The sequence below is a fragment of the Streptomyces sp. NPDC127129 genome (assembly GCF_042671585.1).
In the GTDB taxonomy this organism is placed as follows: Bacteria; Actinomycetota; Actinomycetes; order Streptomycetales; family Streptomycetaceae; genus Streptomyces.
The window spans coordinates 273,141-298,755 of record NZ_JBHXTV010000003.1; the positions used below are offsets into that span (position 1 = coordinate 273,141).

Annotated in this window: 22 protein-coding genes; 8 read left to right on the plus strand and 14 right to left on the minus strand. The window is 73.0% G+C overall.

Features of this window, described 5'->3' with window-relative positions:
* Positions 1-98: 98 nt before the first annotated feature.
* The 3 genes from ACFVGW_RS07390 to ACFVGW_RS07400 form a co-directional block, all read right to left on the minus strand.
* Entirely contained in the window at positions 99-1,559 is a 1,461-nt protein-coding gene (locus ACFVGW_RS07390) for a glutamate synthase subunit beta (RefSeq protein WP_383221274.1), read from the minus strand.
* Positions 1,552-6,138, minus strand: coding sequence for a glutamate synthase large subunit (gene gltB, locus ACFVGW_RS07395; protein ID WP_385851177.1), 4,587 nt, complete (start codon positions 6,136-6,138; stop codon positions 1,552-1,554). The genes ACFVGW_RS07390 and gltB overlap by 8 nt, the downstream gene beginning before the upstream one ends.
* Before the next feature lie 457 nt (positions 6,139-6,595).
* Entirely contained in the window at positions 6,596-7,324 is a 729-nt protein-coding gene (locus ACFVGW_RS07400; protein ID WP_352186392.1) for a VIT1/CCC1 transporter family protein, read from the minus strand.
* Between the two features lie 219 nt (positions 7,325-7,543).
* On the opposite strand from ACFVGW_RS07400, the gene ACFVGW_RS07405 reads away from it, so the two are divergent.
* The 7 genes from ACFVGW_RS07405 to ACFVGW_RS07435 are packed head-to-tail and all read left to right on the plus strand — an operon-like array spanning position 7,544 to position 15,417.
* Positions 7,544-8,554 (plus strand): ADP-ribosylglycohydrolase family protein, encoded by a 1,011-nt coding sequence (locus tag ACFVGW_RS07405; RefSeq protein ID WP_385851178.1) that lies wholly within the window; start codon positions 7,544-7,546, stop codon positions 8,552-8,554.
* Positions 8,551-9,894, plus strand: coding sequence for an ADP-ribosylglycohydrolase family protein (locus ACFVGW_RS07410; protein ID WP_385851179.1), 1,344 nt, complete (start codon positions 8,551-8,553; stop codon positions 9,892-9,894). The genes ACFVGW_RS07405 and ACFVGW_RS07410 overlap by 4 nt, the downstream gene beginning before the upstream one ends.
* The gene (locus ACFVGW_RS07415; protein WP_385851180.1) at positions 9,875-11,029 is read left to right on the plus strand and encodes an ADP-ribosylglycohydrolase family protein; all 1,155 of its coding nucleotides are present in this window, start codon (positions 9,875-9,877) and stop codon (positions 11,027-11,029) included. The genes ACFVGW_RS07410 and ACFVGW_RS07415 overlap by 20 nt, the downstream gene beginning before the upstream one ends.
* Positions 11,026-12,492: an ADP-ribosylglycohydrolase family protein gene (locus tag ACFVGW_RS07420; RefSeq protein WP_385851181.1), complete on the plus strand. Its 1,467-nt coding sequence runs from the start codon at positions 11,026-11,028 to the stop codon at positions 12,490-12,492. Before ACFVGW_RS07415 ends, ACFVGW_RS07420 begins: the two co-directional genes overlap by 4 nt.
* Positions 12,489-13,409, plus strand: a complete 921-nt coding sequence (gene rbsK / locus ACFVGW_RS07425) for a ribokinase (protein WP_385851182.1) — start codon at positions 12,489-12,491, stop codon at positions 13,407-13,409. The genes ACFVGW_RS07420 and rbsK overlap by 4 nt, the downstream gene beginning before the upstream one ends.
* Positions 13,406-14,614, plus strand: coding sequence for a CaiB/BaiF CoA transferase family protein (locus ACFVGW_RS07430; RefSeq protein WP_385851183.1), 1,209 nt, complete (start codon positions 13,406-13,408; stop codon positions 14,612-14,614). The genes rbsK and ACFVGW_RS07430 overlap by 4 nt, the downstream gene beginning before the upstream one ends.
* Entirely contained in the window at positions 14,611-15,417 is an 807-nt protein-coding gene (locus ACFVGW_RS07435) for an aldolase/citrate lyase family protein (RefSeq protein ID WP_352186399.1), read from the plus strand. The genes ACFVGW_RS07430 and ACFVGW_RS07435 overlap by 4 nt, the downstream gene beginning before the upstream one ends.
* A gap of 83 nt (positions 15,418-15,500) precedes the next feature.
* Here ACFVGW_RS07435 and lgt read toward each other — a convergent pair whose 3' ends face one another.
* From lgt to hisI, 11 genes are all read right to left on the minus strand, one after another.
* Positions 15,501-16,490 carry a prolipoprotein diacylglyceryl transferase gene (gene lgt / locus ACFVGW_RS07440; RefSeq protein WP_385851184.1) on the minus strand — a complete coding sequence of 330 codons (990 nt, stop codon included), beginning with the start codon at positions 16,488-16,490 and terminating at the stop codon, positions 15,501-15,503.
* Positions 16,491-16,578: 88 nt separating this feature from the next.
* Positions 16,579-17,400 (minus strand): thioredoxin domain-containing protein, encoded by an 822-nt coding sequence (locus ACFVGW_RS07445; protein WP_385851185.1) that lies wholly within the window; start codon positions 17,398-17,400, stop codon positions 16,579-16,581.
* A 64-nt stretch (positions 17,401-17,464) separates the two neighbouring features.
* Complete coding sequence (gene trpA / locus ACFVGW_RS07450; RefSeq protein ID WP_383221288.1) at positions 17,465-18,280, minus strand: tryptophan synthase subunit alpha; 816 nt, start codon at positions 18,278-18,280, stop codon at positions 17,465-17,467.
* A complete protein-coding gene (gene trpB / locus ACFVGW_RS07455) occupies positions 18,277-19,572 on the minus strand; it encodes a tryptophan synthase subunit beta (RefSeq protein ID WP_385851186.1) in 1,296 nt (431 codons plus the stop codon). Before trpB ends, trpA begins: the two co-directional genes overlap by 4 nt.
* Positions 19,573-19,917: 345 nt before the next feature.
* Entirely contained in the window at positions 19,918-20,121 is a 204-nt protein-coding gene (gene trpM / locus ACFVGW_RS07460; protein WP_385851312.1) for a tryptophan biosynthesis modulator TrpM, read from the minus strand.
* 85 nt (positions 20,122-20,206) lie between these two features.
* Positions 20,207-21,016, minus strand: coding sequence for an indole-3-glycerol phosphate synthase TrpC (trpC, locus tag ACFVGW_RS07465; RefSeq protein ID WP_383221292.1), 810 nt, complete (start codon positions 21,014-21,016; stop codon positions 20,207-20,209).
* Positions 21,017-21,158: 142 nt separating this feature from the next.
* Complete coding sequence (locus ACFVGW_RS07470) at positions 21,159-21,662, minus strand: DUF2752 domain-containing protein (protein WP_385851187.1); 504 nt, start codon at positions 21,660-21,662, stop codon at positions 21,159-21,161.
* Positions 21,663-21,753: 91 nt separating this feature from the next.
* Positions 21,754-22,005, minus strand: a complete 252-nt coding sequence (locus ACFVGW_RS07475; protein ID WP_383221295.1) for an HGxxPAAW family protein — start codon at positions 22,003-22,005, stop codon at positions 21,754-21,756.
* A gap of 144 nt (positions 22,006-22,149) precedes the next feature.
* On the minus strand, positions 22,150-22,809 hold the full coding sequence (locus tag ACFVGW_RS07480; protein WP_385851188.1) for a TIGR02234 family membrane protein: 660 nt from the start codon (positions 22,807-22,809) through the stop codon (positions 22,150-22,152).
* Between the two features lie 14 nt (positions 22,810-22,823).
* Entirely contained in the window at positions 22,824-24,314 is a 1,491-nt protein-coding gene (locus ACFVGW_RS07485) for an anthranilate synthase component I (protein WP_385851189.1), read from the minus strand.
* An 11-nt stretch (positions 24,315-24,325) separates the two neighbouring features.
* Positions 24,326-24,676: a phosphoribosyl-AMP cyclohydrolase gene (gene hisI / locus ACFVGW_RS07490; protein ID WP_345692165.1), complete on the minus strand. Its 351-nt coding sequence runs from the start codon at positions 24,674-24,676 to the stop codon at positions 24,326-24,328.
* An 84-nt stretch (positions 24,677-24,760) separates the two neighbouring features.
* Between hisI and ACFVGW_RS07495 the strand changes: the two genes are divergently transcribed.
* Positions 24,761-25,396 (plus strand): TIGR03085 family metal-binding protein, encoded by a 636-nt coding sequence (locus tag ACFVGW_RS07495; protein ID WP_383221300.1) that lies wholly within the window; start codon positions 24,761-24,763, stop codon positions 25,394-25,396.
* Positions 25,397-25,615 lie beyond the last annotated feature (219 nt).

The window sequence follows — 25,615 nt, forward strand, 5'->3', positions numbered from 1 at the left end:
CGCCGCGGCGCCCTCCCAGTCGTCCGGTCGGGGACATTCGGGGGGCGCCGCGCTCAGTTCCGTACGTCGTTGTACGGGACGTCTTGGGGACGGGACGGTCAGACCGTCAGGGCTCGGTCCGTCGGGCGGATCGGGGCCGGGAGGTCGCTCGCACCCGTCAGGAAGCGGTCGACTCCGCGGGCGGCCGAGCGGCCCTCGGCGATCGCCCAGACGATCAGCGACTGGCCGCGGCCGGCGTCACCGGCCACGAACACACCACCGACGTTGGTGGCGAAGTCCGCGTCACGGGCGATGTTACCCCGCTCATCGAGGTCTAGACCAAACTGCCCGACCAGGCCGTTCTCGACGTCCGTGCCGGTGAAGCCCATCGCGAGCGTCACCAGCTGCGCCGGGATCTTCCGCTCCGTGCCGGGCTTCTGCGTCAGCTTGCCCTCGACGAACTCGACCTCGACCAGGTGCAGGAACTGGACGTTGCCGTCCTCGTCGCCCTCGAAGTGGGTGGTGGAGACGGAGTAGACCCGCTCGCCGCCCTCCTCGTGCGCCGAGGTGACCTTGTACAGCATCGGGAACGTCGGCCACGGCTGGCCGGCCACCCGCTCCTCGCCCGGTCGCGGCATGATCTCCAGCTGTGTGACCGAGGCCGCGCCCTGGCGGTGGGCGGTGCCGACGCAGTCCGCGCCCGTGTCGCCGCCGCCGATGACGACCACGTGCTTGCCCTCGGCCGTGATCGGCGCGGTGACGAAGTCGCCCTCGACGACCTTGTTGGCGAGCGGGAGGTACTCCATCGCCTGGTGGATGCCGGACAGCTCCCGGCCCGGGACCGGCAGGTCACGGGCGGTCGTGGCGCCCGCGGCGATGACCACCGCGTCGTACCGCTTGCGCAGGTCCGTCGCGGTGATGTCGCGGCCGATCTCGACACCCGTACGGAACTTGGTGCCCTCCGCGCGCATCTGCTCGATGCGGCGGTTGATGTGCCGCTTCTCCATCTTGAACTCGGGGATGCCGTACCGCAGCAGTCCGCCGATCCGGTCGGCCCGCTCGAAGACGGCGACCGTGTGGCCGGCCCGCGTGAGCTGCTGGGCCGCGGCCAGACCGGCCGGGCCCGAGCCGACGACGGCGACGGTCTTGCCGGACAGGCGCTCGGGCGCCTGCGGCTTGACGTCGTTGCCGTCCCACGCCTTGTCGATGATCGAGACTTCGACGTTCTTGATGGTGACAGCCGGCTGGTTGATGCCGAGCACGCACGCCGCCTCGCACGGAGCCGGGCAGAGCCGCCCGGTGAACTCCGGGAAGTTGTTGGTCGCGTGCAGCCGCTCGGACGCCTGCGCCCAGTCCTCGCGGTAGGCGTAGTCGTTCCACTCGGGGATCAGGTTCCCGAGCGGGCAGCCGTTGTGGCAGAACGGGATGCCGCAGTCCATGCACCGGCCGGCCTGCTTGCTGATGATCGGCAGCAGGGAGCCGGGGACGTAGACCTCGTTGAAGTCCTTGACGCGCTCGCCCACCGGACGGGTCTTGGCGACTTCGCGCCCGGTGGTCAGGAAGCCCTTGGGGTCAGCCATGGGTCGCCGCCTCCATCATCTTCTCGGTGGTCTCGGCCTCGGAGAGACCGGCGAGCTCAGCGGCGTCCTTGGCGGCGAGCACTGCCTTGTACGTGGTCGGGATGATCTTGCTGAAGCGCTCCGCGTTCGCGGACCAGTCGGCAAGGAGCTTCTCCGCGACCGTCGAACCGGTCTCCTCGTGGTGGCGGCGCACGACGTCGTGCAGCCACTGCCGGTCGGCGTCGTCGAGCGCCTCGACGGCGGACAGGTTGCCGGAGTTGACGTTGTCCCGGTCGAGGTCGACGACGTACGCGACGCCGCCCGACATGCCGGCCGCGAAGTTGCGGCCCGTCTCGCCGAGGACGACCGCCGTGCCGCCGGTCATGTACTCGCAGCCGTGGTCGCCCACGCCCTCCGAGACGACCAGCGCGCCGGAGTTGCGGACGCAGAAGCGCTCGCCGGTGCGGCCCCGCAGGAACAGCTCACCGCCGGTCGCGCCGTACGCGATGGTGTTGCCGGCGATCGTCGAGTACTCGGCCAGGTGGTCGGCACCGCGGTCCGGGCGGACCACGACACGGCCGCCGGAGAGACCCTTGCCGACGTAGTCGTTGGCGTCGCCCTCCAGGCGGAGCGTGACACCGGCCGGCAGGAACGCGCCGAACGACTGGCCGGCGGAGCCGGTGAAGGTGATGTCGATGGTGTCGGCCGGGAGACCCGCGCCGCCGAACTTCTTCGTCACCTCGTGGCCGAGCATGGTGCCGACCGTCCGGTTGATGTTGCGGATAGCGACCTGGGCCCGGACCGGCTGGGCCTCCTCGGCCGTCGCCGCGCCCAGCGCCTCGGCGGCGAGCTCGATCAGCTCGTTGTCGAGGGCCTTCTCCAGACCGTGGTCCTGCTCGACCAGGGCGTGGCGGACCGCGCCCTCGGGCAGCTCGGGCACGTGGAAGAGCGGGGCCAGGTCCAGGCCCTGCGCCTTCCAGTGCGTCACGGCGCGGCTGGTGTCGAGCAGCTCGGCGTGGCCGACGGCCTCTTCGAGCGTACGGAAGCCCAGCTCGGCGAGGATCTCGCGGACCTCCTCGGCGATGAACTCGAAGAAGTTCACGACGAACTCGGCCTTGCCGGAGAAGCGGTCGCGCAGGACCGGGTTCTGTGTGGCGATGCCGACCGGGCAGGTGTCCAGGTGGCAGACGCGCATCATGACGCAGCCGGAGACGACGAGCGGCGCGGTCGCGAAACCGAACTCCTCGGCGCCGAGCAGCGCGGCGATGACGACGTCACGGCCGGTCTTGAGCTGACCGTCGGTCTGCACGACGATCCGGTCGCGCAGGCCGTTGAGCAGCAGCGTCTGCTGGGTCTCGGCGAGGCCGAGCTCCCAGGGACCGCCCGCGTGCTTCAGCGAGGTGAGCGGGGAGGCGCCCGTACCGCCGTCGTGGCCGGAGATGAGGACGACGTCCGCGTGCGCCTTGGAGACACCGGCGGCGACCGTGCCGACGCCGACCTCCGACACCAGCTTCACGTGGATACGCGCGGCCGGGTTGGCGTTCTTGAGGTCATGGATCAGCTGAGCCAGGTCCTCGATGGAGTAGATGTCGTGGTGCGGCGGCGGGGAGATCAGACCGACACCCGGGGTGGAGTGCCGGGTCTTGGCGACCCACGGGTAGACCTTGTGGCCGGGCAGCTGGCCGCCCTCACCGGGCTTGGCACCCTGGGCCATCTTGATCTGGATGTCGTCCGCGTTGACCAGGTACTCGCTCGTCACACCGAAGCGGCCGGAGGCGACCTGCTTGATGGAGGAGCGGCGCGCCGGGTCGTACAGGCGCTCCGGGTCCTCGCCGCCCTCACCGGTGTTGGACTTGCCGCCCAGCTGGTTCATGGCGATGGCGAGGGTCTCGTGCGCCTCGCGGGAGATGGAGCCGTAGGACATGGCGCCCGTGGAGAACCGCTTGACGATCTCGGAGACCGGCTCGACCTCGTCGATGGAGATCGCTTCCCGGTCGGCGAAGCCGAAGAGCCCGCGGAGCGTCATCAGGCGCTCGGACTGCTCGTTCACCCGGTCCGTGTACTTCTTGAAGATGTCGTACCGCTTGTTGCGCGTGGCGTGCTGCAGGCGGAAGACGGTCTCCGGGTCGAACAGGTGCGGCTCGCCCTCGCGGCGCCACTGGTACTCGCCGCCGATCTCCAGCGCGCGGTGCGCGGAGGGGACGCCGGAGGCGGGGTACGCCTTGGCGTGGCGGGCGGCGACCTCCTTGGCGACGACGTCCAGACCGGCGCCGCCGATCTTGGTGGCCGTGCCGTTGAAGTACTTCTCGACGAAGGCGGTGTCGAGGCCGACGGCCTCGAAGACCTGGGCGCCGCGGTAGGAGGCGACGGTCGAGATGCCCATCTTGGACATGACCTTGAGGACGCCCTTGCCGAGGGCGTAGATCAGGTTCCGGATGGCCTGCTCGGGCTCCAGACCCTCGATGAAGGTGCCGGCGCGGACCAGGTCCTCGACCGTCTCCATCGCCAGGTACGGGTTGACGGCGGCGGCGCCGTAGCCGATGAGGAGGGCCACGTGGTGGACCTCGCGGACGTCGCCGGCCTCGACCAGCAGACCCACCTTGGTGCGCTGCTTGGTACGGATGAGGTGGTGGTGGACGGCCGCGGTGAGCAGCAGCGACGGGATCGGCGCGTGCTCGGCGTCGGAGTGGCGGTCCGAGAGGACGAGCAGGTGGGCGCCGCCCTCGATCGCCGCGTCGGTCTCGGCGCAGATCTCCTCGATGCGGGCGGCGAGCGCGTCGCCTCCGCCGGAGACCCGGTACAGGCCGGAGAGGGTCGCGGCCTTCATGCCGGGCATGTCGCCGTCGGCGTTGATGTGGATGAGCTTGGCCAGCTCGTCGTTGTCGATCACCGGGAAGGGCAGCGTGACGCTGCGGCACGACGCGGAGGTCGGGTCGAGCAGGTTGCCCTGCGGGCCCAGCGAGGAGTGCAGCGAGGTGACGAGCTCCTCGCGGATGGCGTCCAGCGGCGGGTTGGTGACCTGCGCGAAGAGCTGGGTGAAGTAGTCGAAGAGCAGCCGGGGGCGCTCGGACAGGGCCGCGATCGGCGAGTCCGTGCCCATGGAGCCGAGCGGCTCGCCGCCGGTGCGGGCCATCGGGGCGAGGATGATGCGCAGCTCTTCCTCGGTGTAGCCGAAGGTCTGCTGGCGGCGGGTGACCGAGGCGTGGGTGTGCACGATGTGCTCGCGCTCGGGCAGGTCGGAGAGCTCGATCTCCCCGGTCTCCAGCCACTCGGCGTACGGCTTCTCGGCGGCGAGGCCGGCCTTGATCTCGTCGTCCTCGATGATCCGGTGCTCGGCGGTGTCGACGAGGAACATCTTGCCGGGCTGGAGGCGGCCCTTGCGGACGACCTTGGCGGGGTCGATGTCGAGGACGCCGACCTCGGAGGAGAGGACGACGAGGCCCTCGTCGGTGACCCAGTAGCGGCCGGGGCGCAGACCGTTGCGGTCCAGGACCGCGCCGACCTGGACGCCGTCGGTGAAGGTGACGCAGGCCGGGCCGTCCCAGGGCTCCATCATCGTGGAGTGGTACTGGTAGAAGGCGCGCCGGGCCGGGTCCATGGAGTCGTGGTTCTCCCACGCCTCGGGGACCATCATCAGGACCGCGTGCGGCAGCGAACGGCCGCCGAGGTGGAGCAGCTCCAGGACCTCGTCGAAGGAGGCGGAGTCGGAGGCGTCCGGGGTGCAGACCGGGAAGATCCGCTCCAGCGAGCCCTCGCCGAAGACGTCCGAGGCGAGCTGGGCCTCGCGGGCCGTCATCCAGTTGCGGTTGCCCTTGACCGTGTTGATCTCGCCGTTGTGCGCGACGAAGCGGTACGGGTGGGCGAGCGGCCAGCTCGGGAAGGTGTTGGTGGAGAACCGGGAGTGGACCAGGGCCACGGCGGTGGCGCAGCGGCGGTCCGACAGGTCCGGGAAGAAGGGCTCCAGCTGGCCGGTGGTCAGCATGCCCTTGTAGACGATGGTGCGGGCGGAGAGCGACGGGAAGTACGTCCCGGCCTCGCGCTCGGCGCGCTTGCGCAGCACGAACGCCTTGCGGTCGAGCGCGATGCCCGTGCTCGTTCCTCCCCCAGAGCCTTCGGCCTGGGAGGTACCCCCAGCGACGAAGAGCTGGCGGAAGACCGGCATGGTGGAGCGGGCGGAGGCGCCGAGCAGCTCGGGGGCGACGGGGACCTCGCGCCAGCCGAGGACGTTCAGACCCTCCTCGGACGCGATCGTCTCGATCTGCGAGACGGCCTGTGCGGAGCCGTCGGCAGGGAGGAAGGCGATTCCGACGGCGTAGGCGCCGGCGGCGGGGAGGTCGAAGTCGGTGACCTCGCGCAGGAAGGCGTCCGGAACCTGGAGCAGGATGCCGGCGCCGTCTCCGGAGTCGGGCTCGGAGCCGGTGGCGCCGCGGTGCTCGAGATTGCGCAGTACGGTCAGCGCCTGCTCGACCAGGGCGTGGCTGGCAACACCGGTCAGGGTGGCCACGAACCCGACACCACAGGCGTCGTGTTCGTTACGGGGGTCGTACATCCCCTGCGGAGCGGGGCGACCGTCCATGGGCGACCAGGCGTCGGAACGCATCGGCTCTCCCGTCGTCGTCGTGGCTGGGGGCATCTCCCAGACGACGTCTGGGGGAGCAGCTGCCGAGGGACGACGTTGGCCCTCCGCGAAATTTCGTGCAGGTTACATGATGGCTGGCTTCTCGCGAAGTGGATAGCTCATTCCAACATGCGGACACCGCTGACACGGAGCGGTGATGGTGGTTCACGCGTGAAGTGTGGGGTCTGGAGGTGATTCTCAAGGGGGTCGGCAGACCCGACGCAGAGCGGGCCTCATTGCCCGCGGCGCTTACGCCTCATGCCCGGTGGTCATGCATTCGAAACCGCCGGGTAACGGCTACATATGTCGCGCTGTGCATAGTGTCTCACCGGGCGGCCGATCCGCCCAGGGGATATACGTCACAGCAAGCATGCACGCGGAAGGCCCTCGCCGCAGGGCGAGGGCCTTCCAGGGGGTACCCGGGGGCAGGGCCACGAGGTCAGAGCGCCGCCCCGAAGAGCATGCCGAGTCCGTACGTGAGGGCCGCCGCGGCGCCACCGAGCACGAGCTGACGCAGTCCGCTGAACCACCAGCTGCGCGCCGTCACCCGGGCCACCAGTGCGCCGCAGCCGAAGAGCCCGAGGAGCGCCAGCAGCACGGCCGGCCACAGCGCGCTCGCGCCGAGCAGGTAGGGCAGCACGGGAAGCAGGGCGCCGAGCGCGAACGAGGCGAAGGACGACACGGCGGCGGTCATCGGCGACGGGAGGTCGTCGGGGTCGATGCCCAGCTCCTCGCGGGCGTGGATCTCCAGCGCCTGCTCCGGGTCGCGGGAGAGCTGCATCGCGACCTCGCGGGCGAGCGCGGGCTCGACGCCGCGGGACACGTACAGCGCGGCGAGCTCCTCCATCTCGTCGACCGGGTGCTTGCGCAACTGACGGCGCTCGACGTCCAGTTCCGCCTGGACGAGCTCGCGCTGCGAGGCGACGGAGGTGTACTCGCCGGCCGCCATGGAGAAGGCGCCGGCCGCGAGCCCTGCCAGGCCGGTGATGACGATGGTCTGCTGGGAGACCGCGCCTCCCGCGACACCGGTCATCAGCGCGAGGTTGGAGACCAGTCCGTCCATGGCTCCGAACACCGCCGGACGGAGCCAGCCGCCGTTCACATCGCGGTGCGTGTGGTTGTCGCGGTGGGCCTCGTGCAGTGGTGCCTGGACTTCGATGATGGACATGCTTCTCCCCTGTCTCCTCCGGCGGGCCGGGCCGCACCCGCCGCCCCCAACACCCTCGAAAATACGCCCGATGTAAGGGGCGCGCCAGCAAGGCAGGCCGTACTTAGTAAGGCTGACCTTGCTCTTCTGGCGGGGTGTCAGCCGGGTGACAGAGACGTTTCTGCGACGACATCGCCTCCCGATGTGGCACAGATTCAGGAACCGTGAAAGGGGTGCGAGATGGTGAGCGAGACGGCAACGACGGCATGCGATACGCGCGAGCGCGCGCGGGGCGCACTGCTCGGCCTCGCGGTCGGAGACGCGCTCGGCGCGCCGGCCGAGAACATGCGCCCGTCGGAGATCCGCCGCCGCTGGGGCCGGATCGAGGGCTTCGTGACGGACCGTCCGTCCGGCACGGACGACACCGAGTACGCGATCTTCTCGGGGCTGCTGCTCGCCCGGCACGGCTCGGCGCTGACCGTCCGGCACGTGGAACGGGCCTGGCACCACTGGATCGCGGACCTGGACGAAGGACCGTTCCGCGGGGCGGGCTTCAGCGAGCGCGGCACGCTGGAGAACCTCCGGCGGGGCCTTGCCGCGCCCATCTCGGCTCAGCACCGGCACGCGTGGTCGGACGGTCTGGCGATGCGGGCCGCGCCGTTCGGGGTCTTCGCGGCGGGCCGTCCGGCGGAGGCGGCCCGGCTGGTCGCCATCGACGGCACCGTGAGCCACGACGGCGAGGGCATCTACGGCGGCCAGGCGGTCGCGGCGGGCGTCGCGGCGGCGATGGGAGGCGCATCGGTGACCTCGGTCATCGCGGCGGCGCTCTCGGTGGTCCCGATGGACTCCTGGACGGCCCGCTCGATGCGCCGCGCGGTGGTGGCGGCCCAGCGGGTGGACCCCGATCCGCTGGTCCGCGAGCGGGCGGTCCGCTCGGCGGTGGTCATCGGCGGCTACCCGTGGACGGACCTCGCCCCGGAGGCGGTGGGTCTCGCGTTCGGGGCCTTCGCGGCGGCCCGCGGCGACTTCCGTACGGCGGTCCTCATGGCGGTCAACATGGGCCGCGACGCCGATACGACGGCGGCGGTGGCGGGCGCGCTCGCGGGCGCCGCGTCGGGCGTCTCGGCGATCCCGGAGGAGTGGGCGACGGCGATCGCCCCGGTGACGGGCAGCTGCCTCCCGTCGATGCGGGGCTACCACGTCCTGGACATCGCGGACCTGCTGACGGCGGACGAGGAGGAGGCGGCATGACCACCACGGACCCCACCCACCGCACCTACGGCTCAGCCGGCGCGGCCGCAGCCGTGGGCCTTCGTTCCGCGGGGCAGGGGGCACCGCCCAGAGGCAGCTCCGGGGGAGGGTGGGCGCAGCCCACGGAGACAGGCGTCCCGGACCGGAGCGCCGGCCGGGAGGGCCGGGAAACCGGGGCCGGCGCCCAGGGCGGACGCCCCGGCCCCGCCAGGATCGCCGGCCTCCTCCTGGGCCTCGCCGCGGGCGACGCCGCCGGCTGGCCCGCGGCCCGCCACCGCGCCGCCCGTATGCCCGAGTGGACCCGCCGCCTCACCCGCGAGCTCGACACCTTCGCCGAACAGAACGCCACCACCACCCTCCCCGTCCCCATCGCCCTCAACCAGCCGCCCGAACCCCTCCGCCTCGGCCCCTCCGACGACGCCGAATGGGCGGTCTTCACCGCCGAGGCCGTCCTCGCCGCCACCGGTCCCCTCTTCGCCACGCTCCCACCGGAGCGCCGCCTGCGCGCCGCCGTCGACCTCGCCTGGAACTCCCTCGCGAGCCAGGTCGCGGCCGCCGCCGACCGCGCCCCCGAGGTGGAGTCCGCCGTCCTGCCGCTGCGGGCCCGGATCTCCGTACGCGCCGGGCTCGGCAACCTCGCCACCGGGCTGCGTCCCCCCGCCACCGGCCACGACAACCCGCACTACTTCGACGACGCCGCCTGCGTCCGCGCCGCCGTGCTCGCGATCGTCCACCCGGGAGACCCGGTCGCCGCCGCCGAACTCGCCGAGTTCGACGCCCGGTACACCCAGGACGGCGACGGCGTCCACGGCGCCCGCGCGACGGCCGCCGCCGTCGCCGCCGCCCTCGGCGGTGCCACCGTCGACGAGGCCGTGGCGGCGGCCCTCGCCCAGCTCCCGCCCACCACCGAGATCGGCCGCAACGCCCAGCAGGCGGTGAAGATGGCCCGGAACGCCACGAGCGCCTTCGAGCTGGTCCCCCTCCTGGAGCACCAGATCGTCGACCACGTCTACAGCTACGGCATCGCCGCCGCCGAGACCGTCCCGGTCGCGCTGGCCCTCGCCCTCGCGGCGCGCGGCGAGGTGGCCGGGGCCGTACCCGCCGCCGCCTGTCTCTCGCGTGTCGCGGACTCCGCCCCCGCCCTCGCGGGCGCGCTCACCGGTGCGCTCGGCGGCGCCGACGCCCTCCCCGCCACCTGGCGGGAGGCCTGTCGCACACTCGCCGGCTGCGCCCTCCCCCGCCTCGCGGGCACGGATCTCGTCGAACTCGCCGGGCTGCTCGGAGACACGGAACTGACCACGCCGGGTGGACAATTCCGACATGACTCCCACACTGGATGACCGGATCACCGGAAGTCTCCTCGGGGCCGCCGTCGGCGACGCCCTCGGCGGCCCCGTGGAGGGCTACACCCCCGAGCAGATCGTCGAGCGCCACGGCGGCCGGGTCACCGGCGTCGTCGGCCCCTGGAACGGCGACGCCTGGCGCACGGCCCGTCCCATCGCGCCGTACCACAAGGGCGACGGGCACGTCACCGACGACACCTTGATGACCCACGCCCTGATCAGGGTGTACGAGAAGGTGCGTGACCATCTCGACGCGTACGCGGTGGCGGACCACCTCGTCCCCGAACTCATCGGCAACCCGGTCTGGATCCCCGAACTCGAGGCGGAGGCGCTCCCCCTCCAGCGGATCTTCCTGGCGGAGAAGTGGCTGGTGGCCCGACTCCACTACGGCCACGTCGATCCGCGCGAGGCGGGCAGCGGAAACATCGTCAACTGCGGTGCGGCGATGTACATGGCGCCCGTGGGTCTGATCAACGCGGCGCACCCGGAGGCGGCGTACGCGGAGGCCCTGGACATCGCGGCGCCGCACCAGTCCTCGTACGGCCGCGAGGCGGCGGGGGTGTTCGCGGCGGCCGTGGCGGCGGCGTGCGCGCCGGGCGCGACCCCCGATTCGGTCGTGACCGCCGCCGGCTCCCTGGCGAAGGACGGCACCCGCGCGGCGATCGAGTCGGTCGCCGAAGTCGCCGCCCGGTACACGGACTTCGAGTCGGCCCTCACGCCTCTGCGCCAGGCGGTGGCGCCGTTCGACACGGTCGGCCCCGACTACCGCGCCCCGTCGCTCGGAGCGCGCCGCCCGTCGCGGCTGCACGCGATCGAGGAGCTCCCGATCGCCCTGGGGATGCTGCTCGTCGGCGGCGGAGACTACCGGCGTACGGTCCTGGGCGCGGTCAACTACGGCCGGGACTGCGACTCGATCGCGACGATGGCGGGCGCGATCGCCGGCGCCCTTGCCGGCGAGTCCGCGGTCCCGGCCGCCTGGGCGAAGCAGGTCGCCGAGGCGAGCCGGCTGGACCTGCACGCCCCGGCGCGGGCGCTGACGGCCGTCGCCCACGAGGTCTTCGCCCGCGACACGGCGCGCCGCCGGGCCCACGAGTCCGCGTACGCGACGCTCACGAGCGCGGCCGTCCGATGAACCTGCGCGTCACCTGGGTCCAGCCGGAGGACCTCGTCGGCCACGAACTCCGCCAGGCCGCGGAGGACGGCCGCGACGCGACGGCCATCGCCGCCCGCTGGCACCGGGCGGGCGGCCACCCCGCCCCCCTGACGGCCGGCGCCTCCCCGACCCCGCGCCCGGACCTCCGTGCCCTGGCCGACACCCTTCTCTCCGAACTCGCCGCCCTGCCTTCCCCCGACCCCGACGAGCCGGGGCCCGTCGCCTCCCCCGTCCCGCCGGAGGAGCAGCTCCGGCCCACCCCCGGCAGCCCGCCTCCGAGCACCCCGGGGATCCCCGCGCGCGAAGCGCCGCGATCCCGGGGGGACGGGCCCGGAGCCGGCGGCCCGGCCGGGGATTCGGGAAGGCCCGGGGTGGCGGGAGGCCGCCGCCTGCCCGACCGGCTGCACGCCGCCTGGCTCGGCCGCGCCGCCGGATGTCTCCTCGGCAAGCCCGTCGAGAAGCTCCCCCTCCCCGCCATCCGCGCCCTCGCCCGGGCCGCCGGCAACTGGCCCCTCACCACCTGGTTCACCGCGGCCGGCGTCCCGGCGGAGCTGCTCGCCGCCCATCCGTGGAACCGCCGCTCCGCGGCCACCTCGCTCGCCGAGAACATCGACGGCATGCCCGAGGACGACGACCTCAACTACCCCCTCCTCAACCTGCTGCTCCTCCGGCGGTACGGCCGCGGCTTCTCCACCGCCGACGTCGCGCGCCTCTGGCTCGACGAACTCCCCGCCGGCCGCACCTTCACCGCCGAGCGCGTCGCCTACCGCAACCTCCTCGACGGCATCGAGCCGCCGCTGACCGCCCTCCACCGCAACCCCTTCCGCGAGTGGATCGGCGCCCAGATCCGCGCCGACGTCCACGGCTGGACGAACCCCGGCGACCCCGGGGCCGCAGCCGAGCAGGCGCACCGGGACGCGGCGCTCACCCACACCGCGAACGGCGTCCACGGCGCCCGGTTCGTCGCCGCGACGATCGCCGCCGCCGCGGGCGGCACCGCCGACGTGCACCGGGCCCTCGCCGCGGGTCTCGCCGTGGTCCCGCCCCGCTCGCGGCTCGCGCGCGCCGTCCGCCTCGGCATCGAGGCGGCCCGCACGACCCCCGACTTCGCCGCCGTCGTGGACCGGCTGCACGCCTCCCTCGGCGGGTACCACTGGGTCCATGCCGTCCCCAACTCCGCCCTCCTCGCCGCCGCCCTCACCCATGGCGACGGCGACTTCTCCCGCACCATCTGCGCGGCGGTCTCCGGCGGCTGGGACACCGACTCCAACGGCGCCACGGCCGGTTCCGTCGCCGGTCTCCTCGCCGGTCACCCCGACCGGCTGCCCGAGCGCTGGACCACCCCCCTCAAGAACCGGCTCTCCACCTCGATCCCGTCCTTCGACGGCATCGGCTTCGACACCCTGGCCGAACTGACGTATCTGGAGGCAGTACGCCCATGACCAGCATCGTGGTGCTCGGCAGCACCAACATGGACCTCGTCGCCTTCGTCCCCCGGGCCCCCGCGCTCGGCGAGACCGTCACCGGACGGGAGTTCCGGACGATCCCCGGCGGCAAGGGCGCCAACCAGGCCGTCGCCGCTGCCAGGGCCGGCGCCGACGTGTCGATGATCGGCGCGGTCGGCACCGACGACTTCGGCACACGGCTCCGGGCGGCGCTCGAAGCCTCCGGGGTCGAGACCGACCTGCTGCGCACCGTCGAAGGCCCCTCCGGCACCGCGCACATCGTCGTCGACGACGAGGGCGGCAACGCGATCGTCGTCGTCCCCGGCGCCAACGGCACCGTCGCCTCCCTCGACCACGGCGACGAGGCCCTGATCGCCAACGCCGGAACCCTGCTCCTCCAGCTCGAACTCCCCCTCCCCGTGGTCGTCGAGGGCGCCGTCACCGCCCGCCGCCTCGGGGTCCGCACCGTCCTCACCCCCGCACCGGCACAGCCCCTCCCTCCCGAACTCCTCGCCGCCACCGACCTCTTGGTGCCCAACGAGCACGAGGCAGCCGCGCTCACCGGGGTCGCCGACCCGCGCTCCGCCGCCACCGCCCTGCTCGCCCAGGTCCCGGAGGTGGTCATCACCCTCGGCGCGGCCGGCTCCCTCTACGCCGCCCGCGGCACCGAGCCGTTCACGGTCCCCGCCCCCCGCGTCCGCGCCGTGGACACCACCGCCGCGGGCGACACCTTCGTGGGCGCGCTCGCCGTCGCCCTCGGCGAGGGGCGGCCCGTCCGCGAGGCCATGGCCTGGGCCTCGGCCGCGGCGGCGCTCTCCGTCCAGCACGAAGGCGCCTCGTCCTCGATGCCGTACCGCCCCGAGATCGACGCGGCCCACGACTCCCTCGACGGCCAGGAGGTCGACGCCGTATGACCACCCGTACCCCCGACTCGGCACCTCCCCTCGAAGGACTGCGCGTCCTGGATCTCGCCACCCTCTTCGCCGGCCCGCTCGCGGCGATGATGCTCGGCGACTTCGGCGCGGACGTCATCAAGGTCGAGCATCCCCGCAAGCCCGATCCGTCCCGCGGTCACGGACCCGCCAAGGACGGGGTCGGTCTCTGGTGGAAGGTCCTCGGCCGCAACAAGCGGACCATCACCCTCGATCTCTCCTCCCCCGGCGGCCGGGACACCCTGCTGCGGCTGGCCGCCGACGCGGACGTGATCGTGGAGAACTTCCGCCCCGGCACCCTGGAACGCTGGGGTCTGGGCTGGGAGAAGCTGTCCGCCGCCAACCCCGGGCTCGTCCTCGCCCGGGTCACCGGCTTCGGCCAGTTCGGCCCGTACTCCCACCGTCCCGGCTTCGGCACCCTGGCCGAGGCGATGAGCGGCTTCGCCGCCATCACCGGCGAACCGGACGGTCCGCCCACCCTTCCCCCCTTCGGCCTCGCCGACTCGATCGCCGCCCTGGCCACGGCGTACGCGGTGATGACCGCGCTCACCGCCAGGACGGCCACCGGCCGCGGCCAGGTCGTCGACATGGCCATCATCGAACCGATGCTCTCCGTCATCGGCCCCCACGCCCTCTGGTACGACCAGCTCGGTTACGTCCAGCCCCGCACCGGAAACCGCTCCCGCAACAACGCCCCCCGCAACACGTACCGCACGTCCGACGACTCCTGGGTCGCCGTCTCCACCTCCGCCCAGTCGATCGCCGAGCGCGTGCTCCGGCTGGTGGGCCGCCCCGAGCTGATCGACGAGCCCTGGTTCGCCGACGGAGCGGGCCGGGCCGCCCACGCGGACGAACTCGACGAGGCGGTCGGCACCTGGATCGCCCGCCACACCCGCGAAGAGGCGATGGCCGCCTTCGAGAAGGCCGAGGCGGCGATCGCGCCCGTCTACGACGTCCGGGACGTGATGGAGGATCCGCAGTTCCGTGCCCTGGACACCGTCACGGAGGTCCCCGACCCCGAGCTGGGGCCGATCCGTATGCAGAACGTCCTCTTCCGGCTCTCCGAGACCCCCGGCGGGATCCGCTGGGCCGGGCGCCCGCACGGCGCGGACACGGCCGAGGTCCTCGCCGAGCTCGGCCTCACTCCGGCCGAGATCGGCGCCCTACGCGGTGAAGGAGCCGTATGAGCGGAACGCACTTCCCCCTCACCTGGCTGTACGCCCCCGGGGACCGCCCGGCCGTCGTCCAGAAGGCCCTGGTCTCCGGCGCGGACGTGGTGATCGTCGATCTGGAGGACGCGGTGGCCCCGGACCGCAAGGCGTACGCGCTGGCCGCCACGGCCGATCTGCTCGCCGATCCCCACCCCGTACCGATCCATGTCCGCATCCACTCCCCACGCGACATCCCCTCGCTGGCCCCCCTCCCGGGCCTCCGCGGTCTCCGTGTTCCCAAGGTGACACACGCCACTGACATCCACCGGATCGCCGAGGTCACCTCCGGCCTCCCCCTGTACGCGCTCCTGGAGAACGCGCTCGCCGTCGAGCGGGCGTACACCATCGCCACCGCCCATCCCTCCGTCCACGGCATCGCCCTCGGCGAGGCGGACCTCCGCGCCGACCTGGGGGTACGCGACGACTGCGGCCTCGACTGGTCGCGCGGCCGTCTCGTGGTCGCCGCCCGCGCGGCGGCCCTCCCTCCGCCCATCCAGTCGGTCCACCCCGACATCCGCGACCTGGACTCCCTGGCGGCCGGCTGCGCGCGCGGCCGGGCCATGGGGTTCCTCGGCCGGGCGGCGATCCACCCCCGCCAGCTCCCGGTCATCGAGCAGGCCTACCTCCCCACACCCGACGAGGTCGCCGCGGCCGAGGAGGTCGTGAAGGCGTCCCAGACGGAGGAGGGCGCCCTGGCCCTCCCGGACGGCCGTTTCGTCGACGCGGCGGTCGTCGAGGGCGCCCGCCGCGTCCTGACCCTGTCGGCGCGGAGCGCCTGAGCACGGCCCGGGCTCCCGCCCGAACGCCACAGGGCCGCCGGAACCCATCGGTCCCGGCGGCCCTGTGGCGCGACTCCGCCCGGTCAGCCCTTGGCGGCGGACTCCGTGCCGTTCGCGGGCGCGTCGTCCGGCTCGCCGGTCAGGGCCTCGCGCCGGGCGGTCCCGGGCTCGCCCTCGGCGTCGCCCTCATCGTCTCCGGCCGGAGCGGAGCTCTCGTCCTTCGGCTCGACCGCTCCCTTGCCGTCGCCGGCCGGCTTGTCCCTGTCGGGCTCCACGATCTCCTCGCGGCCCGGGCGGAGCCGGGACGAGATCACGATGTACGCGACGGCCAGGACGAAGACGACGATCGCGGTCCAGACGTTCAGCCGGAGGCCGAGGATGTGGTGCGCCTCGTCGACCCGCATGTACTCGATCCAGCCGCGGCCCGCGCAGTACGCGGCGACGTACAGCGCGAACGCCCGGCCGTGGCCCATCCGGAAGCGGCGGTCGGCCCAGATGACCAGGAGCGCGACACCGATGCACCAGAGCGACTCGTACAGGAAGGTCGGGTGGTAGATCCCTTCCTCGCGGTTCGCGCCGGCGGAGATCTCCAGGCCCCAGGGGAGCGTGGTCTCCTTGCCGTACAGCTCCTGGTTGAACCAGTTGCCCCAGCGGCCGATGGCCTGGGCGAGGGCGATGCCGGGAGCGATCGCGTCCGCGTACGCGGGCAGCGGGATGCCGCGCCGGCGGGCGCCGATCCAGGCGCCCACCGCGCCGAGCGCGATGGCGCCCCAGATACCGAGGCCGCCCTCCCAGATCTTGAAGGCGTCGACCCAGTCCTCGCCCTCGCTGAAGTAGAGCTGGTAGTCGGTGATGACGTGGTAGAGCCGGCCGCCGACGAGGCCGAAGGGCACGGCCCAGACGGCGATGTCGGCCACGGTGCCGGCTTTGCCGCCCCGGGCGATCCAGCGCTTGTTGCCGATCCAGACGGCGACGAAGACACCGATGATGATGCAGAAGGCGTAGGCGCGCAGCGGGACCGGTCCGAGGTGGAGGACACCGGTCGAGGGGCTGGGAATGTAGGCAAGGTCCATGGCAGAACCGACGCTACCTTGCCGGGCGGGCGTCGCGGCAGCCCACCCGGCAACGTCTGCGTAACTAAGGGGATCATCCCGGCGAACGTCAGCCCGCCGCGGGCGAGGCCGTGCCGGGCTTCTTGCCCTGGTTGGCCTCGGCGACCCACTTCTTCAGGTTCTCCGGGGAGATCTGCTCGCTCCCCTTCGACGGGAAGATCGATTCTCCGTTGAGCAGCACCGACGGCGTGCCCTGGAAGTCGCCCTTCTGGAAGGCTTCGTTCGACTTCCCGACCCAGCTGTCGTGCGTGCCGTCCTCGACACAGCTGCGGAAGGCCGGCGTGTCGAGCCCCGGCACCTTCGCCGCGAGCTCGATCAGCTTGGCGTTGTCGCCGAAGGCGTCGTCCGTCTCCTGCGGCTGGTTGATGTACAGCGTGTCGTGGTACGCGGTGAACTTCCCGGCGTCCTGGGCGCAGGCCGCCGCGTTCGCCGCCCGGAGCGAGCCCTGGCCGCCCATGTTCCGGTCGATGAGGGTGGCGAGGTGGTACTCGGTCTTGAGCGCGCCCGAGGCCTCCAGCTCGTGGATCGTGTCCCGGAACGCGTTCTCGAAGGAGGCGCAGGCCGGGCAGCGGAAGTCCTCCCAGATCGCGAGCGTGGACGGGGCGTCCGACGCCCCCGTGGGGATCGCGGGCTTGTCCCCCTCGACCGAACCGGTGGGGGCGACGACCGGTCCCGCCTTGTCCGAGCCGCCGTCGTCGCCCCCGGTGTTGGCGGCGATCACCCCGGCGACCGCGGCCAGGCCGAGGACGCCGACGACCGCGGCCGACACGATCAGGACGCGCCGCTGCTTCTCCCGGGCCTTCTCGCGCTCGCGCTGCTGCTGGAGGCGCTCCCGCGCGCTCCGATTACCGTCACTGTTCTTCTGGCTCACGCCCTCAGCAACGAACCGGGGAGGCGCGTCCGCGCCTCCCCGGTCACAGATCCACCCGTACGGGTTACGAAACGCGACGCACGCCCTCGGCGAGTTCGGCCGCCAGTTCCCTTACGGCGGTGAGTCCGGCGGCCTCGCCGTCGGCGTCGAGCATCCGCTTGACGAAGGCGGAGCCGACGATGACACCGTCGGCGAAGCCCGCGACCTCCTTGGCCTGCTCGGCGTTGGAGACGCCGAGACCCACGCAGACGGGCAGGTCGGAGGTGGCACGGGTACGGCGGACGAGGTCGGCCGCCTCGGCGCCGACGGACTCGCGGGTGCCGGTGACGCCCATGAGCGAGGCGGCGTAGACGAAGCCGGAGCCGGCGGCGGTGATGGTGGCGAGCCGCGCGTCCTGGCTGCTCGGGGCGACCACGAAGACGGTCGCGAGCCCGTGCTTCTCGGCGTGCTCACGCCACTGGGCGGACTCCTGGACCGGCAGGTCGGGCAGGATGCAGCCCGCGCCGCCGGCCGCGGCCAGCTCCTCGGTGAACCGCTCGACGCCGTAGCGGTCGATCGGGTTCCAGTACGTCATGACCAGGACCGGCTTCCCGGTGGCCTCGAAGGCCTCGCGGACCGTGCGCATCACGTCGGCGATCCTGACGCCGCCGCGCAGGGCGATGTCGTCGGCGGTCTGGATGACGGGGCCGTCCAGGACCGGGTCGCTGTGCGGGAGGCCGACCTCGACGATGTCGGCGCCGCCGTCGAAGACGGCCTTGATCGCCGCGATGCCGCCGTCCACGGTCGGGAATCCGGCCGGGAGGTAGGCGATGAGAGCGGCGCGGTTCTCGGCCTTCGCCTTGGCCAGGGTGTCGCTGAGGAGCTGGATGTTGCCGCTCACTTGGTGTCCCTCCGGATCTCGCCCGCGCCGTCCTCGGCGGCGGCGTCGGCCTCGACGGGGGCCGCGTCGGTGTCGTACAGCCCGAAGTAGCGGGCGGCGGTGTCCATGTCCTTGTCGCCACGCCCGGAGAGGTTGACGACGAGCAGACCCTCCGGGCCCAGCTCCCTGCCGACCTCGAGGGCCCCGGCGAGCGCGTGCGCGGACTCGATGGCCGGGATGATGCCCTCGGTGCGGGAGAGCAGCCGCAGGGCCTGCATGGAGGCGTCGTCGGTGACGGCGCGGTACTCGCCGCGGCCGCTGTCCTTGAGGTACGAGTGCTCCGGGCCGATGCCCGGGTAGTCCAGACCGGCCGAGATGGAGTACGGCTCGGTGATCTGGCCCTCGTCGTCCTGGAGGACGTACGACCGGGAGCCGTGCAGGATGCCGGGCTCTCCGGCGGTGAGGGTGGCGGCGTGCTCGCCGGTCTCGACGCCGTGGCCGGCCGGCTCGCAGCCGATGAGGCGCACGTCGGCGTCGGGGATGAAGGCGTGGAAGAGGCCGATGGCGTTGGATCCGCCGCCGACGCAGGCGATGGCCGCGTCGGGGAGGCGGCCCGCGCGCTCCAGGATCTGCCGGCGGGCCTCGACGCCGATGACGCGGTGGAAGTCGCGGACCATGGCGGGGAACGGGTGCGGTCCGGCGACGGTGCCGAAGAGGTAGTGCGTGCGGTCGACATTGGCGACCCAGTCGCGGAACGCCTCGTTGATGGCGTCCTTGAGGGTGCGGCTGCCCGACTTCACCGGCACGACCTCGGCGCCGAGCATGCGCATCCGGGCGACGTTCAGCGCCTGGCGCTGGGTGTCGATCTCGCCCATGTAGATGGTGCACTCGAGCCCGAAGAGGGCGCAGGCGGTGGCAGTGGCGACGCCGTGCTGACCGGCGCCGGTCTCGGCGATGACGCGGGTCTTGCCCATGCGCTTGGTGAGCAGGGCCTGGCCGAGGACGTTGTTGATCTTGTGCGAGCCGGTGTGGTTGAGGTCCTCGCGCTTGAGGAACACCCGGGCACCGCCGGCGTGCTCGGCGAACCGGGGCACCTCGGTCAGCGCGCTCGGACGGCCGGTGTAGTCGACCATCAGGTCGTTGAGCTCACGGGCGAACTCGGGGTCGGCCTTGGCCTTGTCGTACTCGACGGCGACCTCGTCCACGGCGGCGACGAGCGCCTCCGGGATGAACTTGCCGCCGAAGGCACCGAAGTAACCCTCGGCGTTCGGAACCTGACCCTCCGGGTCCGGAATGAAGAACTCGCTGGACATGCGGCTGCTCCTCGCGGGGCGGATGCCCCGACGTACTGGGTGGTGGTCACGTTATGCGCGCGCCCACCTCACGTACGGCAACGCCGTGGCCGTCCCGGCCGCCTCCGTTGTGGGCATTCGTTCCGCTGGGGCGGAACGGGTGGGCACAAACGGACGGCGCCCTTGCCGGGCCCAGGCTCCCGGTCCCTACGGTGCCCACAGATGCGGGCGCCTCGTGGTGCGGAAGGCCAGGGAGCGGACGCGCCCGTATGGGCGCCGTCCCGTGTGCCCATACGTCCCGCCCAGCGGGACGATTGCCCACACGGGGGTGGGCTGGGGGCCTTGCCTCGGCCAGGCGGCGTTGCTCTACGTGAATGCGGGCGCGAAGCGCCCGCGCCATCGCATGCCGTTGACCTGGCCGGGCTCGTCACCGATCACGTACCGCACCCGGCGCCCGTGGACACGGCGTGCGGGTGCGCGGCAGCCGCGCGGCCGGCAGCCCCGGGCCAGCGGGGCGTGGGCGGGCGCGGCGGCGGTACGGAGCCGGGTGCGCAGCGCACGGCTGGGCACCGCGATCACCGCGCCCGCGCCGAAGCCACCCGGGGCGGCGAGGCCCTGGGCGGTCGGCGTGGCGCGGTGCGGGGTCATGGCGGGGTCAGCCCCGCCCGTGGCGCAGGGCCGGGTGGGCGCCGGCGGCGACGAGGTCGGCGACGGCGGCCTTCGGGTCGCGGCCGGTCACCAGGGACTCGCCGACCAGGACCGCGTCCGCGCCGGCGTTGGCGTACGCGATGAGGTCGTGCGGGCCGCGGACGCCGGACTCGGCGATCTTGACGATGCCGGCCGGGATCTCGGGGGCGACGCGCTCGAACGTGGAGCGGTCGACCTTCAGGGTCTTGAGGTTCCGCGCGTTGACGCCGATGATCCGGGCGCCCGCGTCGACGGCACGCTCGACCTCTTCCTCGTCGTGGACCTCGACCAGCGGCGTCAGGCCGATGGACTCGGCGCGCTCGATCAGGGAGACGAGGGCCTCCTGCTCGAGGGCGGCGACGATCAGGAGGGCGAGGTCGGCGCCGTAGGCACGGGCCTCCCACAGCTGGTACGCCGTGACGATGAAGTCCTTGCGCAGCACCGGGATGTCGACCCGGGCCCGTACGGCCTCCAGGTCGGCGAGCGAGCCGCCGAAGCGGCGCTCCTCGGTGAGCACGGAGATGACGGCGGCGCCGCCCGCCTCGTAGTCCGCGGCCAGACCGGCCGGGTCGGCGATCGCGGCGAGCGCGCCCTTGGACGGGCTGGAGCGCTTGACCTCGCAGATCACGGTGACGCCCTCGCCGCGCAGTGCGGCGACGCCGTCCTTGGCCTGCGGCGCCTTGGCGGCGCGCTCCTTGAGCTCGTCGAGGGAGACCCGCGCCTGCCGCTCTGCGAGGTCGGCGCGCACGCCTTCGATGATCTCGTCGAGCACACTCACGCGAGAGGCCCCCTTCCGGGACGGTGATGGTGACGGTGGTGCAGATGAACCAGGTTCAGCCATGTCGATGGTATCCGCACCAAGGCTCCGGACTCGCATCCGGCCGAGATGCGTCCCACCCACTGGGACTTCCGGTGCGGGGTCAGGGGGCGAGCCCGGAGCCGAACGGAAGGTTCCGCACAAGGGTGAAGAGGGCGAGGAGGGCGCCGGTCGCCCACCCCCAGGCGGGGGTGACGCCGATCCTCATGGGCACGCCCCGTACGGCGCGAATCAGCCACAGGGCCATCACGAGGGCGAAGAGGCCGTAGCCGGCGACGGCGAGGGCGTTGGCGCCGAACGCGGCCGCGAGGTCGCCGTGGACGAAGGCGTGGGCACTGCGCAGGCCGCCGCAGCCGGGGCAGTACAGCCCGGTGAAGCGGAGCAGGGGGCAGACGGGATAGTGCCCGGGCTCGTTGGGATCGACGGCCCCGACGTAGGCGAACGCGGCGGCGACCCCGCCGAGCACCCCCAGCGGCACCCCCAGCCGCCGCACCACGTGCGTCGGGGGGCCTGACCGGACGGGGGCCGGGGGCCCGGCTGCCGCGGGGGGCGTCGCCGTCGCCGCTGCGGGCTCCGGGTGCGCGAGGTGCTCGGGGTTGGCGTCCACGCGGTGATTCTCGCGTCTTACGCGCGAAGGCGCAGCCCGGCCCCGCCGGACTGCGCCTTCGCGCGTGTCGCTTGTCGCGTCGCGTGCGTCGTCAGACGGCGCGCGCCTTCGCCGTCGCCGTCTCACGGGCCGCGGCGACCGCCGCCGACTCCTTCGGCATGCCCAGACCCGCCACCCTCATCGCCAGGCCGATCACACCGCCCAGCAGGACGACGGCCATGCCGGCCCAGAAGCCGGCCACGTTGGCGGCCACCATGAAGACTCCGGCGATGCAGAAGCCGATGAAGGAGATGATGACACCGGTCCAGGCGGCCGGGGTGTGTCCGTGGGCGCTGCCCGCCATGAGTTGCTCCTCGTTGCTGTTGCTCGGTGGCTCGATGGTGAGGTCTCGCGTGCGCGGACACTCGTGGTTCATTGTCCCGCACACAGGGGCGCGAGGATGAATCGGGGTGGTGCGACGATCACGCGTCGCGTCCGGCCTCCGCGATCACCCCTCGCGCGTCGGGTCCTCGCCGCGGTCCAGGGCCTTCCACAGGTCCTCGGGCCGGTCCGGCGACGCGGCCGGTGCCCGGCGCGCCGCACGGGGCGTGCCGGTCCGCTCGTACCGCCCGCCCATCGTCGGCCAGCGCGTGCCGAACCGCAGCGCGAGGAGCCCCGCGGCGAGGATCAGCAGCGCACCGCCGGCCGTGACGTAGGGCCACGCGGTGTGCGTGAGGCCCGCGACCGTCGCCGCGGTGTCGCCGGAGATCCGGGCCGCCTCGGCGTCCAGGGCGTCGCCGTCGGACGCGCCGAGGAACGCGGCGGCCGCCGCTCCCGCGCCGCTCAGCGCGAGCAGGCCGGAGACCAGGGTGCGGCCGGCGCGGCGGACGGCGAAGACGGCGACGAGCGCGGCGAGGCCGACGATCGCGAGCGCCGTCGGCACGCCGGTGACGGCGCCGCCGTCGGCCTCGACGGGCACCGTGCCGCCGCCGACCGACGCCGTGCCCTCGGCCCAGATCTGGCCCGCGGACAGCAGCACGACGGTGGCACCGAGGGCGCCGAGCAGGAGAGCCGCGGCCAGGCTGCGGCGGCCGCCGGACGCGGCGGCGGCGCCGCCCGCGCGAGCGGCTCGGGGCTGGGGTACGGGAACAGCACTCACGTACCCCACTATCCCTTACGCCGTCACGCGCCGTTCATCCGGTTGGCGGTGTGTACGGCGCGGAGCACGGCCGCGGCCTTGTTGCGGCACTCGTTGTCCTCCGCGACCGGGTCGGAATCGGCGACGACACCCGCTCCCGCCTGCACGTACGCGGTGCCGTCACGCAGCAGGGCCGTACGGATGGCGATCGCGGTGTCGGAGTCGCCGGCGAAGTCGAGGTAGCCGACGCAGCCGCCGTACAGCCCGCGCCGGGAGGGTTCGAGCTCCTCGATGATCTGCATGGCGCGCGGCTTCGGCGCGCCGGACAGCGTCCCGGCCGGGAAGCAGGCGGTGAGCACGTCGAAGGCGGTCCGTCCCTGGGCGACCCGTCCGGTCACCGTCGAGACGATGTGCATGACGTGCGAGTACCGCTCGATCGACATGAAGTCGACGACCTCCACCGAGCCCGGCTCGCAGACCCGGCCGAGGTCGTTGCGGCCGAGGTCGACGAGCATCAGGTGCTCGGCCCTCTCCTTGGGGTCGGCGAGCAGCTCCTCGGCGAGGTCGTGGTCCTCCTGCGGGCTCGCGCCGCGGTGCCGGGTGCCGGCGATGGGGTGCACCATCGCCTGCCCGTCCTCGACCTTGACCAGGGCCTCGGGGCTGGATCCGACGACGTCGAAGCCGTTCTCGAAGCGGAAGAGGTACATGTACGGCGACGGGTTGGTGGCCCGCAGGACCCGGTAGACGTCGAGCGCCGAGGCGTGGCAGGGGGTCTCGAAGCGCTGCGAGGGGACCACCTGGAAGGCCTCGCCGGCCCGGATGCGCTCCTTGATGTCCTCGACGGCGTCCTGGTAGGCCCGGCCGCCCCAGAGCGCGGAGAACTCGGGCAGTTCGGAGGGCGGGAGCGCGGCGGGCACGGTGGCGACGGGACGGGCCAGGTCCGCCTGCATGGCGTCGAGCCGGGCGACGGCGCCGGCGTACGCCTCGTCGACACCGGTCTCCAGGTCGTTGTGGTTGATCGCGTTGGCGATCAGCAGGACCGTGCCGTCCCAGTGGTCCAGGACGGCGAGGTCGCTGGTGAGCAGCATGGTCAGCTCGGGGAGCTCCAGGTCGTCGCGGGTGGAGTCCCCGATGCGCTCCAGGCGGCGGACGACGTCGTAGCCGAGGTAGCCGACCATGCCGCCGGTGAAGGGCGGCATGCCGGAGGCGAGGTCGCGTGGAGTGTGGAGGGCCTCGACGGTGGCGCGGAGCGCGGCGAGCGGGTCGCCGTCCGTGGGGACGCCGACGGGCGGGGTGCCGAGCCAGTGCGCCTGGCCGTCACGGACGGTGAGGGTGGCGTCGCTGCGGACCCCGATGAAGGAGTAGCGCGACCAGGAGCGGCCGTTCTCGGCGGATTCGAGGAGGAACGTGCCGGGGCGCTCGGCGGCGAGCTTGCGGTAGAGCGCGACCGGGGTGTCGCCGTCCGCGAGGAGGCGGCGGCTGACGGGGATGACACGGCGGTCTGCCGCCAGCTTGCGGAAGGTCTCGAGATCCATGGCGCCAGACCCTACTTGCCCAGGGGCAGGACGTCGGCGTCGAAACAGGTCCGTGCGCCGGTGTGGCAGGCGGCGCCGACCTGGTCGACCTTGACGAGCACGGTGTCGGCGTCGCAGTCGAGCGCGACGGACTTGACGTGCTGGACGTGGCCGGAGGTGTCACCCTTGACCCAGTACTCCTGACGGCTGCGCGACCAGTAGGTGCAGCGGCCGGTGGTGAGGGTGCGGTGGAGGGCCTCGTCGTCCATCCAGCCGAGCATCAGCACCTCGCCGGTGTCGTACTGCTGGGCGATGGCCGGGACGAGGCCGTCCGGGCTGCGCTTGAGGCGGGCGGCGATGGCCGGGTCGAGATTGCTGCTCATGCGGCCATTGTGCCGTGGCCGGCGGGTGCGCCCGGATGACCGTCCACTGGGCGGACCGCGGGCGGCGGCCGTACGCTGGCGGACATGTCGACCCATGCGAAGCGTGAACGCCTTCTGCTCGCCGACCTGTTGGAGGCGGCCGGGCCCGATGCCCCGACGCTCTGCGAGGGCTGGCTGACCCGTGACCTCGCGGCCCACGTGGTGGTGCGCGAGCGCCGTCCGGACGCGGCCGCCGGAACGGTCGTACCGGCGTTGAAGGCACGGCTCGACCGGGTGCAGGCGGAGTTCGCGGAGAAGCCGTACGAGGAGCTGATCCAGCTCATCCGGACGGGGCCGCCGCGGATGTCCCCGTTCACGATCAAGCAGGTGGACGAGGGGGCGAACATCGTCGAGTTCTACGTCCACGCGGAGGACGTGCGGCGCGCCCAGCCGGAATGGTCGGCGCGCGAGCTCGACCCGGTCTTCTCGGAAGCCCTCTGGTCCCGTCTGGAGAAGGGCGCGAAGCTGCTGGGCCGCAGGGCCCCGGTGGGCCTGGTGCTGCGCCGCCCGAACGGCCAGACGGCGGTGGCCCACCGCGGCACCCCGGTGGTGACGGTCTCCGGGGAGCCGGGTGAGCTGACGATGTTCGTCTTCGGCCGCCAGGACCAGGCGAAGGTGGAGCTGGACGGGGAGCAGGACGCGATCGACCGTCTGCACGAGACGAAGCAGCTGGGGATCTAACGCCTCGGGCCGCCGTCCCGGACCCGGGCCGGGCCGCCGGGCGGCCGATCCGAGGCCCACGCGGACCACACCCCCCGGTCCGCGGCCAGAACGCAGCCCGGGACGCAAGCCCGCGCGGCCCGAGCGCCAGGCCCGTGCGGCCCGAGCGCCAGGCCCGTGCCGCCGGGACGCCGAGCCCAGTGCAGCCGGGGCGCCGAGCCCAGCGCGGCCGGGACGCCG

Coding starts and splice junctions, on each gene's coding strand:
- ACFVGW_RS07475 (WP_383221295.1), bottom strand. CDS start 22,005: ATGGCGGGCAGCGCCCACGGACACACCCCGGCCGCCTGGACCGGTGTC.
- ACFVGW_RS07405 (WP_385851178.1), top strand. CDS start 7,544: ATGGTGAGCGAGACGGCAACGACGGCATGCGATACGCGCGAGCGCGCG.
- ACFVGW_RS07435 (WP_352186399.1), top strand. CDS start 14,611: ATGAGCGGAACGCACTTCCCCCTCACCTGGCTGTACGCCCCCGGGGAC.
- trpB (WP_385851186.1), bottom strand. CDS start 19,572: ATGTCCAGCGAGTTCTTCATTCCGGACCCGGAGGGTCAGGTTCCGAAC.
- ACFVGW_RS07430 (WP_385851183.1), top strand. CDS start 13,406: ATGACCACCCGTACCCCCGACTCGGCACCTCCCCTCGAAGGACTGCGC.
- ACFVGW_RS07400 (WP_352186392.1), bottom strand. CDS start 7,324: ATGTCCATCATCGAAGTCCAGGCACCACTGCACGAGGCCCACCGCGAC.
- ACFVGW_RS07410 (WP_385851179.1), top strand. CDS start 8,551: ATGACCACCACGGACCCCACCCACCGCACCTACGGCTCAGCCGGCGCG.
- rbsK (WP_385851182.1), top strand. CDS start 12,489: ATGACCAGCATCGTGGTGCTCGGCAGCACCAACATGGACCTCGTCGCC.
- ACFVGW_RS07495 (WP_383221300.1), top strand. CDS start 24,761: ATGTCGACCCATGCGAAGCGTGAACGCCTTCTGCTCGCCGACCTGTTG.
- ACFVGW_RS07420 (WP_385851181.1), top strand. CDS start 11,026: ATGAACCTGCGCGTCACCTGGGTCCAGCCGGAGGACCTCGTCGGCCAC.
- lgt (WP_385851184.1), bottom strand. CDS start 16,490: ATGGACCTTGCCTACATTCCCAGCCCCTCGACCGGTGTCCTCCACCTC.
- ACFVGW_RS07390 (WP_383221274.1), bottom strand. CDS start 1,559: ATGGCTGACCCCAAGGGCTTCCTGACCACCGGGCGCGAAGTCGCCAAG.
- ACFVGW_RS07485 (WP_385851189.1), bottom strand. CDS start 24,314: ATGGATCTCGAGACCTTCCGCAAGCTGGCGGCAGACCGCCGTGTCATC.
- ACFVGW_RS07415 (WP_385851180.1), top strand. CDS start 9,875: ATGACTCCCACACTGGATGACCGGATCACCGGAAGTCTCCTCGGGGCC.
- gltB (WP_385851177.1), bottom strand. CDS start 6,138: ATGCGTTCCGACGCCTGGTCGCCCATGGACGGTCGCCCCGCTCCGCAG.
- hisI (WP_345692165.1), bottom strand. CDS start 24,676: ATGAGCAGCAATCTCGACCCGGCCATCGCCGCCCGCCTCAAGCGCAGC.